Here is a 14,291-nt window from a genome sequence, read left to right on the forward strand (position 1 = left end):
GTGCAAGCGCCTATTCCTCGTAGATATCCTTAAACATCGAATCAGGAAATTCCGGCTGCCGCTTGGGGCGGACTGGCATGGGAAAGCCGTGTTTTTTGGTCCACTCTTCGATATTGCTGATAATGCCCGGCTCCTCTCCGTTGGGACATTCGTGCAGACAAACCCAGTTCTTTACGTATTTTCCGATGACAGGCTTGGGTTTGCTATCGAATCCCGACCAGCCAACTAAACGATCAATAATGACGAAGTCAGCTTCCCAGTATGAAGTGACATCAATATATGGACGGTCATCATCCTGTAGTTGTGCCGACCATTCACGGCAACCGAAGCCACCGACATAGTTCGTGTCTTTGGGATTATCTGTTTTGTAGCGATATCCCTCAGTGCCGTCGCATACGGCCGGTGACATGATATGGCTTCCAGGCAGTTCCCACCAGTTCGCAAAATTGTAGGGCTTGTTATTTTTGTCGTTGAAACCGTTCTTTAACAATACTAAATTCCCTATGTTGCTCACTACTGCAGTAAAGTTGAATCGGTTGAAGCCAGGTGTTAGTAGTATTCCTGTCTTGGAAAATGTCATCAATACGATGCCAAGTTTTCCGTCAGGGGTCTCGATCGTCCTTTCTGGCGGAAAGAATTCTTCATAATCTCGATAGACATGATTTTCAAGGCCTTTTTCTACGCGAACATTCCACTCTGCAGTTTTTATATTCATCGCCCTTATGACATCCGGATCTTGGATGTAGAGAAAGTATCGTAGAGGCCAGGGGCGGCTGGAAAATTCGTATGCGCCCGAATGCCCATCTGCCGCACGTGCTGCGCCATTTGCGACGGAGGCAACTATAGCTAGTAAAGGGATTAAGCTCCGAATGGGCATGATCATGCTGGATAATGGCGTGACTGACATGGCTGAGTCGCTGGATCTCATAGTATTTTCGGTTCTCTGGTGGTGATGTGAAGGTGGTTGTTGTGACCCTTCTCCGCATCTGACTGCTGAGCGTTCGGTTTTCCTGGGTTCTTGTCGCTCGTGTTGAAATCCATATACCAAGGGTCCAAAATTTGATGGACATCTTTTCTTCTGGACAATCGCGACCTGAAAGATTTTATGAGTGGCGGTTCGTCAGCTGAGAGCTTTTCTGTCCAGTCTTCCTTGGCTTTCCTTGCAGCACGAAGCGCATCTTCTGCTTCTATTTTTGCTGATCGGCTGCTTTCAGTCATCACGGAATTCATAGGTGATTTTTTTTGCGGCCGTCTCTAGTAATTTTGCTTCGTCGGATTTTTGTCGTGCTATGGCCTCTTTCGACTGAAGCTCCTTAAATAATTCCTTTTCTTGCTGAGTGACGTTTGTTCCATTTTTCTTATTTTCATCACTGAGCGACTTGCGCTCTATACTTAGCTTCCCTTCGGAGGACTCTATATAAGTTACGTCCAACCCTAAACCTGCGCGGTGAACTATGCTGCCGAGTGAGGGGCGCCATGCTGAATTGATCTTGAGCTTGGTAATGCTCGCTTCGCGCGCCTCGCTAATTAGTGCGAGATAGCAATTTGGATGTGTGCGTGGTAGTACGTGGGATAGGAGCGGGCAGTACGATATGTTCGCGCTGACGTTCTGCTGTTCTTCGAAAGTGACGCTGATGCTTTGTGCTGGCAATGCGGCGCTTCCTGGGAAATTGATGTTCAGCGTGTTGTTTGTCAGCGCAGAATATATTGAGAGCACAGCGGCACGGATAATCGGATCGGTATCCGAGCCGATTATTTTGGCTACCTCCTTAGTGGTGTAGCGATGCGACACTTTCATCCAGATATCCCCGGTTAATGTCGCGTCGTATTTGTCGAAACGCTTGCCGTCGGTTGTCTGAATACAAGTTGGGACGTCGAAAGTGGCGGTTTCTGTATTCCCACGGCCCAGGCGTTCTGTGATCGTGACCTCTACGTCGCGGGTGCGGGCCTGGACGGCGTAAACCGGTTGGGTACGGTAGGCCGGATGGGCGTCGCTGTTCAGGTAAAGGGCGATTTTTGTTCCCGGGGCTACGCTTAGTTTGATTTGGCGGTCGTCACCGAGGGGACGCGGTTTTTCGGCGAATTCGGGTAGTACGGTGCCATTGATTTCCACGGCGTAGGGGATTTGCAACTTGGCGACGCCGCTTGCGCTGGTGTCGAATGTGTAAGTCACGGAGACCATTTGGCTAACCGGGACGTCGGTGACGACGCCCCCCGGCGTAAGCGTGCAGCTGGCTGCTGCCTGGCTGGCGCTCACGATTTGTCCTCCAGTGTTTCCCAGTGCAGGGTCACTGTGGCCGGATCGTGGTGCTGGACGGGCTCGGTGCGGCCGTCTGCGCCGGTGACGCCGCGCAGGCTGGTGCCGTCGGGGAGGTCGATGCGGTAGGGGAGGCCGGCGATCGGTTCGCCGGTGTGTTCGTCTATGGCGCGGAATGTTCCCGCGTAGGCGGCGCCTGGCTGGCCGGCAACCTTGGCGGCTGGGCTGTTTTGCGCGCCGGGTGCGGCTTGGCTGGGGGAGTCGCCGGTCACTGCGCCGCCGCCGCCACTCCCGCCTCCGCCATCATCCACCGTCATCACATGCTGGGTGGCGATCAGCGTGGCGCCGCAGGCGGTTTTCATGCCTTCAACCACCGTGCCGATGCCGCCGAAGCTGTGGTGGCCCAGCCCTTCGGCTATCGGGAACTGGCCTTTGCACAGCGGGCAGTAGGTCTTGTGTCCCTTCAGCGCGATGGGCTTGCCCAGGCAGGTGGCGTTTTCATTGCCTTCGAGGACTTTGCCGCCGTGCGAGGTGGGATCGCCCTTGCATATGACTGCGCGCGCCATGGTCTGCTCCGTTCAGGTGGGATGCTTGAACAGTAGTGGACTTCATGGCGCGGCGATTTGATCTACGGCAACTGCGTGCTTAGCTCGTCATGTTTACCACTTCATTTCGCCCTTGGCCACCTTGGCGCTGATGTCGAGCGCGCTGGCCAGGCCGGCGGCCGGGTAGGCGGCTTTCATGGCAGCGCCCAGGGCGGCGGAGTCGGCGGCCTGCGGGATGGCGGTTTCGAACTGGCGCAGGTAGCCGGCGGTGTAGGCGATGCTGTCCGGCGTGAGCGCGGCGCCGGGGGCGAAGTGGCCCGGAACGACGGTGGCGGGCTTGAGCGCGGCGATGCGGTCCAGCGTGGCAATCCATTGCTGGCGCGATGCAACGGTTTGCGTGTCTGCGGTCCACACATGCAGGCCTTTGAACAGGACGACACCGCCGGCCACCGCCTTGATCGATGGAATCCACACATAGCTGCGGTCCGGCGTGGCGCCGTCCAGGCCTTCGATCTTCAGGCTTTGGCCTTCCAGTTTGATGGTGTCGCCTTGCAGCACTTGCGGCATGACGATGCCGTGCGGGGCGTTGTCCTTCAGGATAGGCCCCCAGTAGGCCACTTTGGCCGCCGCTTTCTTCTCCATCGCCGCCACGGTGGAGGCGGTGGCGACGATGCGCGCTTCCGGGAAGGCGGCTTGGATCACGTCCAGGCCGAAGTAGAAATCCGGATCGCCGTGGCTGATATAGACCGTGGTCAGGCGCTTGCCGCTGGCCTTGATCTGCTGCACCAGCTTGTGCGCTTCGCCGCGCGAGAACTGGGCGTCGATCAGGACGGCGTCTTTTTTGCCTTTTACCAGCACCGAGGCGACAGGGAAAATGGCGGCTTCGCCCGGATTGAAGACTTCCAGCGTCAGCGGGGCGGCCGATGCGGCGGCGGTGGCGGTGGCGAGGGCAGCGGCTGCGAAGGTGTGCTTGATCATGATGCGGTCCTTGATGAGAAGTTGATGACGCCAGTGTAGGCCGGTCCATTCGTCTGAAAAACAGTGTAAATTGCAACTCTCAATTGCATGAATCGGACGAATGATGGACAGGCTGACGGCGGCGCAGGTATTCAAGGAGATTGCGGAACGGGGCAGCATGATCGCCGCGGCTGAGGCGCTGGATATGTCGCGCGCCATGGTGACGCGTTACTTGGCCGAGATGGAGGAGTGGTGCGGCGCGCGCCTGCTGCACCGTACCACCCGGCGCGTGAGCCTGACGGCGGCGGGCGAGGTGACGCTGGCGCGCTGCCGCGAAATGCTGGACCTGGCGGCGGACATGAACGCGGCCGGCGATCCGGACGCGCCGCACGGCCTGCTGCGCATCGCCAGTTCGCATTCGCTGGCGCAGACCGCGCTGGCGGGCGCGGTGGCCGATTTCCTGCGCCGCTACCCGCGCACCGCGATTGATCTGCAGGTGGACAACCGGGCCGTCAACCTGGTCGAACAGCGCATCGACCTGGCCATCCGCATTACCAACGGCCTGGAGCCGAACATGATTGCGCGCCGCCTGGGCGACTGCGATTCGGTGGTGGTGGCCGCGCCGTCCTACCTGGCCGGGAGGCCCGCGCCGCAGCAGCCTGGCGATCTGGCGCAGCACAACTGCCTGACCTATAGCTATTTCGGCAAGAGTGTCTGGCGCTTCGAGCTTGCGGACGAGCCTGCGCTGCAGGTGCCGGTCAGCGGCAACCTGTCCGCCAACGAATCGATGGCGTTGCTGGCGGCCACGGTGGAGGGCGCGGGCGTGGCCCTGCAGCCGCGCTTCGCCGCCGCGCCGCTGCTGCGCGCCGGCCAGCTGGTGGAATTGCTGCCGGCATGGCGCCCCCAGCGCATGGGCATTTACGGCATCTACACCTCGCGCGAGCACATGCCGCCGGCCCTGCGTGCCATGCTGGACCACCTGCTGGACTGGTTCGCGCGCAACCCCGTCTGGCTCGCCGCGACCATGCCACTTATGGAAAAGACATGATTGACACCCTGCCTATCCCGCAATTTTTCGTGCTTGCATGGTTGTTCAATCTCAATACCGCGTGCTATCCTAGGCGACCGTTTTTGGAACTACAGAATTACCCAAGTCCTTCCCCACAACTTGATGTGCAATCCGCTAACCGGTCAGGCCGTGTCGCGGAAGGTTAGATTAACCCGCTAATTCCTCGCGAAGCGCGAAGAAAGGTGAGCAATATGATGCAGCAGCAGTCGTCCAACTCCTACCTGTTTGGTGGGAATGCACCGTACGTTGAAGAACTGTACGAAGCGTATCTCGACAACCCAGGTTCCGTGCCCGATAACTGGCGCGCGTACTTCGATTCCATGCAGCACGTCCCAGCAGTCGACGGCTCCAACAAGCCGGACGTGGCCCATGCCTCCGTGATCGCCTCCTTCGCCGAACGCGCGAAAGCCGGTCCTATCCGCACCGTGGTCGCTTCGGCCGACGCCGAAATGGGCCGCAAGCGCGTGGCCGCTACCCAGCTGATCGCCGCGTACCGCTACCTGGGTTCCCGCTGGGCCAACCTGGACCCGCTGCAGCGCCAGGAACGTCCATCGATCCCGGAACTGGAGCCGAGCTTCTACGGCTTCACCGATGCCGATCTGGACACCGTTTTCAACATCAGCAACACCTACTTCGGTCCTGAAACCGCGACCCTGCGCGACCTGACCAACTTCCTGCGCGACACCTACACCCGCTCCATCGGCGCGGAATACATGTACATCTCCGACCCAGCCGAAAAGCGCTGGCTGCAGGAGCGCCTGGAATCGATCCGCTCCACCCCGAATTTCACCGCAGACAAGAAAAAGCACATCCTGGAGCGCCTGACGGCAGCTGAAGGCCTGGAACGCTATCTGCACACCAAATACGTCGGCCAGAAGCGCTTCTCGCTGGAAGGCGGCGAAACGTTCATCGCCTCGATCGACGAAATCATCCAGCGCGCCGGCGAAAAAGGCGTGCAGGAGATCGTTATCGGCATGGCCCACCGCGGCCGCCTGAACGTGCTGGTCAACACCCTGGGCAAAGCACCCAAGGACCTGTTCGAAGAATTCGAAGGCAAGCACGGCGACGACCTGCCGGCAGGCGACGTGAAATACCACCAGGGCTTCTCGTCGGACATCTCCACCGCAGGCGGCCCGGTCCACCTGTCGCTGGCGTTCAACCCGTCGCACCTGGAAATCGTCAACCCAGTGGTTGAAGGTTCGGTCAAGGCCCGCATGGACCGCCGCGGCGACGCGGCCGGCGCGCAAGTGCTGCCTATCCTGGTGCACGGCGACGCCGCCTTCGCAGGCCAGGGCGTTGTGATGGAAACGCTGAACCTGGCGCAGACCCGCGGCTACGGCACGGGCGGCACGGTTCACATCGTCATCAACAACCAGATCGGCTTCACCACCTCCGATCCGCGCGACGCGCGTTCCACCATTTACTGCTCGGACGTCGTCAAGATGATCGAAGCGCCGGTGCTGCACGTGAACGCCGACGATCCTGAAGCCGTGGTACTGGCTTCGCAGATCGCCATGGACTACCGCCTGCAGTTCCAGAAGGATATCGTGGTCGATATCATCTGCTACCGCAAACTGGGCCACAACGAACAAGATACGCCAGCGCTGACCCAGCCGCTGATGTACAAGAAGATCGCCACCCACCCAGGCACCCGCCGCCTGTACGCCGACAAGCTGAGCGCGCAAGGCGTGATCCCTGCCGACGGCGGCGAGAAAATGGTTGCCGCCTACCGCGACGCCATGGACGCCGGCAAGCACACCGTCGATCCAGTGATCTCCAACTTCAAGAACAAGTACGCCGTCGACTGGCTGCCGTTCCTGAACCGCAAGTGGACCGACTCGGCCGACACCGCCGTGCCGTCGACCGAACTGAAACGCCTGGCCACCCGCATCACCACCGTGCCGGAAGGCTTCAAAGTGCACTCGCTGGTCGAGAAAGTACTGGGCGACCGCGCCGCCATGGGCCGTGGCGAAGTGAACCTGGACTGGGGCATGGGCGAACACCTGGCCTACGCTTCGCTGGTATCGTCCGGCTACGCCGTGCGCCTGACCGGCCAGGACGCCGGCCGCGGCACCTTCGTGCACCGCCACGCCGTGCTGCACGACCAGAACCGCGAGCGTTGGGACGCCGGCACCTACGTGCCGCTGCAGAACATCTCCGATTCGCAAGCACCGTTCACCGTGATCGACTCCGTGCTGTCCGAAGAAGCCGTTCTGGGCTTCGAATACGGCTACTCGACCGCTGAACCGAACACCCTGACCATCTGGGAAGCCCAGTTCGGCGACTTCGTCAACGGCGCCCAAGTGGTGATCGACCAGTTCATCAGCTCCGGCGAAGTGAAGTGGGGCCGTGCTTCGGGCCTGGTCATGATGCTGCCGCACGGTTACGAAGGCCAGGGTCCCGAGCACTCGTCCGCGCGTCCAGAGCGTTTCCTGCAGCTGTGCGCAGACAACAATATGCAAGTGGTGCAGCCGACCACCGCGTCGCAGATCTTCCACCTGCTGCGCCGCCAGATGGTGCGCCAGTTCCGCAAGCCGCTGGTGATCCTGACCCCGAAATCGCTGCTGCGCAACAAGGACGCAGGTTCGCCGCTGAGCGAACTGGCCAAGGGCGCCTTCCAGACCGTGATCGGCGAAGTGGACGAGAAGATCGACGCCAAGAAGGTCAAGCGCGTCGTGGCCTGCTCGGGCAAGGTTTACTACGACCTGGTCAACGCACGCAAGACGCGCGGCCAGACCGACACCGCCATCGTGCGCGTGGAACAGCTGTATCCGTTCCCGCACAAAGCGTTCGCCGCTGAACTGAAGAAGTTCCCGAACCTGGCGGAAGTGGTGTGGGCACAGGACGAGCCGCAGAATCAAGGCCCTTGGTTCCAGATCCAGCACAACATCTTCGAAAGCATGGACGCAGGCCAGCGCCTGGCGTACGCAGGCCGTCCGGCCTCGGCATCGCCGGCCGTCGGTTACTACGACAAGCACTACGCGCAGCAAAAAGACCTGCTGGAAACCGCGTTCTCGAAGCTGAAGGGCTTCATCCTGACCAAGTAAGTCTAGACCCGCCCCCGGCCCAGGCGAGGTTCATCCTTGCCCAGGCGGGGGCATCAAAAAATACAAGATACGGAGTTATACATGGCACAAATCGAAGTTAAAGTCCCACAACTGTCGGAATCCGTCGCTGAAGCGACCCTGCTGACCTGGCACAAGAAAGTCGGCGAAGCCGTCTCGCGCGACGAGAACCTGATCGACGTTGAAACCGACAAAGTGGTACTGGAACTGCCAGCACCGGCAGCCGGCGTGATCGTGCAGATCCTGCAAGCTGACGGCGCAACCGTGGTGGCCGACCAGGTCATCGCCATCATCGATACCGAAGCAACCGTGGGCGCAACCCCGGCCGCCGCCGCACCTGCCGCTGCCGCCGCTCCAGCCGCCGCGCCAGCCGCTGCCGCCGCCGTGAACAAAGGCGACGTGGCCATGCCGGCCGCCGCCAAGATCCTGTCCGAAGCCGGCCTGTCCGCTTCCGACGTAGCCGGTTCCGGCAAAGACGGCCGCGTAACCAAGGGCGACGCCCTGGCCGCCGCTTCCGCACCGAAACCAGCCGCTCCAGCACCGCTGGCGCCAGCCGCCGCCAAGGCATCGCTGCCAAAAGTCGCCGCTCCCGCACCTGCACTGGGCGAGCGTCCGGAAGAGCGCGTGCCGATGAGCCGCCTGCGCGCACGTATCGCCGAGCGCCTGCTGGAATCGCAGTCGACCAACGCCATCCTGACCACGTTCAATGAAGTGAACATGGCTCCGGTCATGGACCTGCGCAACAAGTACAAAGACAAGTTCGAAAAAGAGCACGGCGTGAAGCTGGGCTTCATGTCCTTCTTCGTCAAGGCCGCCGTTGCCGCGCTGAAGAAATACCCGATCCTGAACGCATCGGTCGACGGCAACGACATCGTCTACCACGGCTACTTCGACATCGGTATCGCAGTCGGTTCGCCACGCGGCCTGGTGGTGCCTATCCTGCGCAATGCTGACCAGATGAGCATCGCTGAAATCGAGAAGAAAATCGGCGAATTCGGCGCGAAAGCCAAAGAAGGCAAGCTGACCCTGGAAGACCTGACCGGCGGCACCTTCTCGATCTCGAACGGCGGCACCTTCGGCTCCATGCTGTCGACCCCGATCATCAACCCGCCGCAATCGGCCATCCTGGGCGTGCACGCCACCAAGGACCGCGCTGTTGTGGAAAACGGCCAGATCGTGATCCGTCCTATGAACTACCTGGCCATGTCCTACGACCACCGCATCATCGACGGCCGCGAAGCCGTGCTGGGCCTGGTGGCCATGAAGGAAGCGCTGGAAGATCCAGCCCGCCTGCTGCTGGACCTGTAATGCCAAGCGGCGGGTTACGGCTTCGCCTGACCCGCCCTGCGCAGCCAGCAGTCCGCGAATCCGTAGGGCGGGTTAGGCCGCAGGCCGTAACCCGCCATGCAGCACCAAAGCTAGGAGTGTCATGAGCGTTTCTGAAGAAATCAAGCGTTTGCACGAACTCAACCAGGCTGGCGCGCTGAGCGATGAAGAATTCGCCCGCGCCAAACAGAAGCTGCTCGACACCACGCCGGTGTCGCTCGGCAAGGACAGCGGCTCCGGCGACTTCGCCAGCGAATTCAACCGCTTCCGCCGTTCCCGCGCCGACCGCTGGCTGGGCGGCATCTGCGGCGGCCTGGGCAAAGTGTCCGGCATGGAGTCGTGGATCTGGCGCCTGGTCTTCACGCTGTTCACGATCTGCTTCGGCTTTGGGCTGGTGATTTACCTGCTTCTTTGGATTTTCGTCCCGGACGAAACGTAACAAGCCAATCATTAGGAATACAACATGAGCAACAAACAATTTGACGTCGTCGTCATCGGCGCCGGTCCTGGCGGCTACATCGCCGCAATCCGCGCAGCGCAGCTGGGCTTCTCGGTCGCTTGTGTGGACGAGTGGAGCAACGAAAAAGGCGGCCCGGCACCTGGCGGCACCTGCACCAACGTCGGCTGCATCCCGTCGAAAGCGCTGCTGCAGTCGTCCGAGCACTACGAGCACGCCGGCCACTCCTTCAAGGAACACGGCATCGACGTGTCCGGCCTGTCCCTGAACCTGGGCCAGATGGTCAAGCGCAAGGACACCGTGGTCAAGCAGAACAACGACGGCATCCTGTTCCTGTTCAAGAAAAACAAAGTCACCTTCTTCCACGGCCGCGCGGCCTTCGAAGGCGCGGTAAGCGCCGACGGCTATCCTATCGCCATCACCGGCAAGGCGCCTGAAACCATCAACGCCAAGCAAGTCATCGTCGCCACCGGCTCCAACGCGCGCGCGCTGCCGGGTGCGGACTTCGACGAGAAACTGATCCTGTCGAACACCGGCGCACTGGCGATCGACGCCGTGCCAGCCAAGCTGGGCGTGATCGGCGCCGGCGTGATCGGCCTGGAAATGGGTTCCGTATGGCGCCGCCTGGGTTCGGAAGTGACCGTGCTGGAAGGCCTGCCGACCTTCCTGGGCGCCGTGGACGAGCAGATCGCCAAGGAAGCCAACAAGCTGTTCACCAAGCAGGGCCTGAAGATCTCCCTGGGCTGCAAGATCAACAGCGTGACCAAGGGCGCGGACAACGTCACCGTTGAATACAACGACGCCAAGGGCGACGCTGTGACCGCCGTGTTCGACAAGCTGATCGTGTCGATCGGCCGCACCCCGAACACCAACGGCCTGGGCGCCGACAAGGCCGGCCTGGCGCTGGACGAGCGCGGCTTCATCGCCGTCGACGGCGACTGCAAAACCAATCTGCCGAACGTCTGGGCGATTGGCGACGTGGTGCGCGGCCCGATGCTGGCGCACAAAGCCGAAGAAGAAGGCGTTGCCGTTGCCGAGCGTATCGCCGGCCAGCATGGCCACACCAACTTCGACACGATTCCTTGGGTGATCTACACCTCGCCGGAAATCGCGTGGGTAGGCCGCACCGAGCAGCAGCTGAAAGCCGACGGCACGCCGTACAAGGCAGGCACCTTCCCATTCCTGGCGAACGGCCGCGCACGCGCGCTGGGCGACACCTCGGGCATGGTCAAGTTCCTGGCGCACGCCGAGACCGACGAAATCCTGGGCGTGCACATCATCGGCCCTATGGCATCCGAGCTGATTTCGGAAGCGGTTGTAGCGATGGAGTTCAAGGCCTCGGCCGAAGACATCGCCCGCATCTGCCACGCCCACCCATCGCTGTCCGAAGCGACCAAAGAAGCCGCGCTGGCGATCGACAAGCGCACGCTGAACTTCTAAGCAGTAATGGCGGGTTACGCCGCTGCGCGGCTAACCCGCCCTACCTCCCACGAGATGCGGACCGTAGGGCGGGTTAGCGCAAAGCGCGTAACCCGCCATGCGTAACCGGCATCTCACATGAACGTCCAAGAGTTTTACCAGCACGCGCTGACGCAGCGCGACTTCAAGGCCGACGCGGCGCAGCAGCGCGCGGTCGACCGCCTGCAGCTGTGCTACGACCAGTGGGTGGCGTACAAAGCCCAGCGCTCGAACGGCTTCAAGCGCTTCATCAACCGCCCGGACGTGCCGCGCGGCGTGTACATGTGGGGCGGGGTAGGGCGCGGCAAGTCCTTCCTGATGGACAGCTTCTATTCGGTGGTGCCGCTGGTGCGCAAGACGCGCGTGCACTTCCACGAGTTCATGCGCGACATCCACCGCCAGCTCGACGAGCTCAAAGGCGTGGCCAATCCGCTGGAGGAAGTGGCGCGCCGGGTGGCCAAGAAATACCGCCTGATCTGCTTCGACGAATTCCATATCTCCGACGTGGCCGACGCCATGATCATGTACAACCTGCTGTCGGCGCTGTTCGACAACGGCGTGTCCTTCATCATGACCTCGAACTACGACCCGGAACTGCTGTACCCGGACGGCCTGCACCGCGACCGCATCCTGCCTACCATCGCGCTGCTCAAGCAGAAGATGGACGTGATGAACGTGGACGCCGGCGTGGACTACCGCGGCCGCGCGCTCGAGCAGGTTGATTCCTACTACACCCCGCTGGGCGCGGAGACCGACGCCGCGCTGCGCGCCGCCTACGCGCGCATCGCCGAGACGGCCGACGACGACCCGCATGTGACCATTGAAGCGCGCCAGATCCGCGCGCTGCGCCGCGCCGGCACCATCATCTGGTTCGACTTCGCCACGCTGTGCGGCGGGCCGCGCTCGCAGAACGACTACCTGGAAATCGCCAGCCAGTTCCATACCGTGATATTGTCCGGCATACCGATGATGTCGGCCGGCATGTCGTCCGAGGCGCGCCGCTTCACCTGGCTGATCGACGTGTTCTACGACCAGAAGGTCAAGCTCATCATGTCGGCCGAAGTCGAGCCGGAGGAGCTGTATACTTCCGGCATGCTGGCAAACGAATTTCACCGTACCGTGTCGCGCATCGTCGAGATGCAGTCGCGCGACTATATGGACAAGGAACAGCGCGGCGCAGCCGAAGCGCTGTCCTAAACGACAGGATCAGGATGGCAACGTACTTCAAACTGGCGGCACTCTGCATGGCCGCCGCCGTGGCGGCAAGCGCGGCGCTGCCGGCGCAGGCCCAGAAAATAGGCCAGGCGCCGGTGGGCGCGCCTGTGGTTCCGCAATCGCACTCGGTTGAGCAGGCCGACGCCCGCCTGGCCGATGTGGCGCGCGATCGCGCCGCCGTGCAGGCCGAGTACAACGCGGCCGAGCAGGTCTGCAACGGCAAGTTTTTCGTCAACAACTGCCTGGACAAGGCCAAGGAAAAGCGCCGCCAGGCGCTGGCCGGCCTGCGCGCGATCGAGGTGGAAGCCAGCCATTTCAAGCGCAAGACCGCCGTCGACAAGCGCGACGCCGAACTGGCCGAGCGCGTGAAGAAGGACGAGGAGGAGCTGGCGCGCCGGGTGGAGAATCCGCCGGCGCCGCATGTCGAGCGCGAGCCCGCCAAGCCGGCCGCCAAGCCCGGTCCCACGCTGGAGCAGCGCCAGGCGCAGCACGACGCCAAGGTGCAGGCCCAGCAGGCCAAGGACGCCGCCGAGGCGCCCAAGCGCGCCGCCGCCGTGGCGGCCTTTGAAAAGAAGAAGCTTGAATCCGAGAAGCGCCAGGCCGACATCGTCGCCAAGAAGGCCGTCAAGGATGAAAAGGCCCGCAAGCGCGAAGCAGACGCCGCCGCCCAGGCAGCGAAAGAAGCGGCCGCCGCCGCCGCCAAAGCCGCCAAGGCGAAATAAAGGTCACCCAGGCTGGGCGGGGCGGCTTGGCTGCGGCAGCCGCTCACACAGCCTTGCCCATTTTCTGCACCGTGTAAGTGGGCGCTTCCTTGGCCGGGGCCACCAGCTTGATGATGGCCATGCTGCAGTTGTCGCCCTGGCCCTTGGCCCGCTCGATGGCCTTGTTGATCAGCATTTCTGATGACTGGCGCGGCGTGCCGCGCGCCACCACGGCGGCCAGTTCCGCTTCCGTGAAGTACTGCCACAGCCCGTCCGAGCACAGCAGGAAAGCGTCGCCGGGCTGCAAGCCCTGGTGGGTGCCGAAGGTCACGAACGGCGCCTTCTGCCGGTTGCCCAGCACATTGGCCAGCAGGCGCGCGCTGCGGTGCTTTTTGGCCGCCTCCACCGGCAGCTTGTCCACGTTCACCAGGTGCTCGACATAGGCCGCGTCGTTGCTGCGCTCCACGCACTGCTGGCCGGCAAAGCGGTATAAGCGCGAATCGCCCACGTGTGCCCAGACGGCCTGGCCCTGGGGCGTGAGCACCAGCAGCAGCAGCGTGGTCTGCGGTTCGCCGCTGGCGCCCAGCGGATTCATGGCCAGGATCTCGTGCGTCTCCATCGCTATGCTGCGCAGCAATTCCTGCACGCGCGCCAGGTTGGCGCTGTCGCCGGCGCGATAGTCGTCGAACAGCTGTTTGGCGGTGTGCAGCAGCTGTTCCGGCGCCGTGCCGCCGCTGCCCATGCCGTCGGCCAGCACCGCCATCACATAGCCGGGTGCTTTCGCCGCCGTGTAGAGCACGGTGCGGTCATTCTGTTGTGGCCGGTTGCCCAGGTGCTGGGCGGTCCCGGCTTCGATTTTATAAATGCTCATATGTACCAGCTAGCCTGCATCTGTGCCGTGAGTTAAACTATGCACCGGTAAGCAGTTTTGTTGCAAGCGTAGGGTTGTTGACCAGGCGAAACTGTTGGGAAATATAACAGAACCGAGACCCTATGACAGACGTAGAAGAAATCAAGCGCCGCATTATTGAGCTCGACGTGGAACACCGCGACCTGGACGCCGTGATCGACATGCTGACCCTGGACGGCCACCATGACCAGCTCCAGCTGCGCCGCCTGAAGAAACGCAAGCTGCAACTCAAAGACTACATCACCTTGCTGAAAATGCAACTGGTGCCCGACGTACCGGCCTGAGCCGCGCCCGCCAGCGCGCCGCTGCCTCATCTTAGCTTATTTTGACC

Annotated in this window: 14 protein-coding genes; 8 read left to right on the forward strand and 6 right to left on the reverse strand. The window is 61.9% G+C overall.

Annotation, left to right across the window (positions count from 1 at the left end; translation table 11 throughout):
- Positions 1-10 precede the first annotated feature (10 nt).
- The 5 genes from KT882_RS10070 to KT882_RS10090 form a co-directional block, all read right to left on the reverse strand.
- Positions 11-928, reverse strand: a complete 918-nt coding sequence (locus tag KT882_RS10070) for a hypothetical protein (protein WP_228895566.1) — start codon at positions 926-928, stop codon at positions 11-13.
- Positions 925-1,218, reverse strand: a complete 294-nt coding sequence (locus KT882_RS10075; protein ID WP_228895568.1) for a hypothetical protein — start codon at positions 1,216-1,218, stop codon at positions 925-927. Before KT882_RS10075 ends, KT882_RS10070 begins: the two co-directional genes overlap by 4 nt.
- A complete protein-coding gene (locus KT882_RS10080; RefSeq protein WP_228895570.1) occupies positions 1,211-2,257 on the reverse strand; it encodes a hypothetical protein in 1,047 nt (348 codons plus the stop codon). The genes KT882_RS10075 and KT882_RS10080 overlap by 8 nt, the downstream gene beginning before the upstream one ends.
- A complete protein-coding gene (locus KT882_RS10085; protein ID WP_161071886.1) occupies positions 2,254-2,823 on the reverse strand; it encodes a PAAR domain-containing protein in 570 nt (189 codons plus the stop codon). Before KT882_RS10085 ends, KT882_RS10080 begins: the two co-directional genes overlap by 4 nt.
- 93 nt (positions 2,824-2,916) lie before the next feature.
- The gene (locus KT882_RS10090) at positions 2,917-3,780 is read right to left on the reverse strand and encodes an MBL fold metallo-hydrolase (protein ID WP_161071887.1); all 864 of its coding nucleotides are present in this window, start codon (positions 3,778-3,780) and stop codon (positions 2,917-2,919) included.
- A 103-nt stretch (positions 3,781-3,883) separates the two neighbouring features.
- Here KT882_RS10090 and KT882_RS10095 point away from each other — a divergent pair, with 103 nt between their 5' ends.
- From KT882_RS10095 to KT882_RS10125, 7 genes are all read left to right on the forward strand, one after another.
- Entirely contained in the window at positions 3,884-4,807 is a 924-nt protein-coding gene (locus KT882_RS10095; RefSeq protein ID WP_161071913.1) for a LysR family transcriptional regulator, read from the forward strand.
- A 212-nt stretch (positions 4,808-5,019) separates the two neighbouring features.
- Positions 5,020-7,875, forward strand: coding sequence for a 2-oxoglutarate dehydrogenase E1 component (locus tag KT882_RS10100; protein ID WP_161071888.1), 2,856 nt, complete (start codon positions 5,020-5,022; stop codon positions 7,873-7,875).
- A gap of 81 nt (positions 7,876-7,956) precedes the next feature.
- Positions 7,957-9,201 (forward strand): 2-oxoglutarate dehydrogenase complex dihydrolipoyllysine-residue succinyltransferase, encoded by a 1,245-nt coding sequence (odhB, locus tag KT882_RS10105; RefSeq protein WP_161071889.1) that lies wholly within the window; start codon positions 7,957-7,959, stop codon positions 9,199-9,201.
- A 121-nt stretch (positions 9,202-9,322) separates the two neighbouring features.
- Positions 9,323-9,658: a PspC domain-containing protein gene (locus tag KT882_RS10110; RefSeq protein ID WP_161071890.1), complete on the forward strand. Its 336-nt coding sequence runs from the start codon at positions 9,323-9,325 to the stop codon at positions 9,656-9,658.
- Between the two features lie 24 nt (positions 9,659-9,682).
- On the forward strand, positions 9,683-11,116 hold the full coding sequence (lpdA, locus tag KT882_RS10115) for a dihydrolipoyl dehydrogenase (RefSeq protein WP_161071891.1): 1,434 nt from the start codon (positions 9,683-9,685) through the stop codon (positions 11,114-11,116).
- Between the two features lie 117 nt (positions 11,117-11,233).
- Positions 11,234-12,331, forward strand: coding sequence for a cell division protein ZapE (gene zapE / locus KT882_RS10120; protein ID WP_161071892.1), 1,098 nt, complete (start codon positions 11,234-11,236; stop codon positions 12,329-12,331).
- 14 nt (positions 12,332-12,345) lie between these two features.
- Positions 12,346-13,071, forward strand: a complete 726-nt coding sequence (locus KT882_RS10125; RefSeq protein WP_161071893.1) for a hypothetical protein — start codon at positions 12,346-12,348, stop codon at positions 13,069-13,071.
- Between the two features lie 43 nt (positions 13,072-13,114).
- Here KT882_RS10125 and KT882_RS10130 read toward each other — a convergent pair whose 3' ends face one another.
- Entirely contained in the window at positions 13,115-13,921 is an 807-nt protein-coding gene (locus tag KT882_RS10130; RefSeq protein WP_161071894.1) for a PP2C family protein-serine/threonine phosphatase, read from the reverse strand.
- A gap of 122 nt (positions 13,922-14,043) precedes the next feature.
- On the opposite strand from KT882_RS10130, the gene KT882_RS10135 reads away from it, so the two are divergent.
- Positions 14,044-14,244: a YdcH family protein gene (locus tag KT882_RS10135; protein WP_056394845.1), complete on the forward strand. Its 201-nt coding sequence runs from the start codon at positions 14,044-14,046 to the stop codon at positions 14,242-14,244.
- Positions 14,245-14,291 lie beyond the last annotated feature (47 nt).

Origin of the sequence: Pseudoduganella aquatica, assembly GCF_020865585.1 — a bacterium.
Classification (GTDB): domain Bacteria; phylum Pseudomonadota; class Gammaproteobacteria; order Burkholderiales; family Burkholderiaceae_D; genus Rugamonas; species Rugamonas aquatica_A.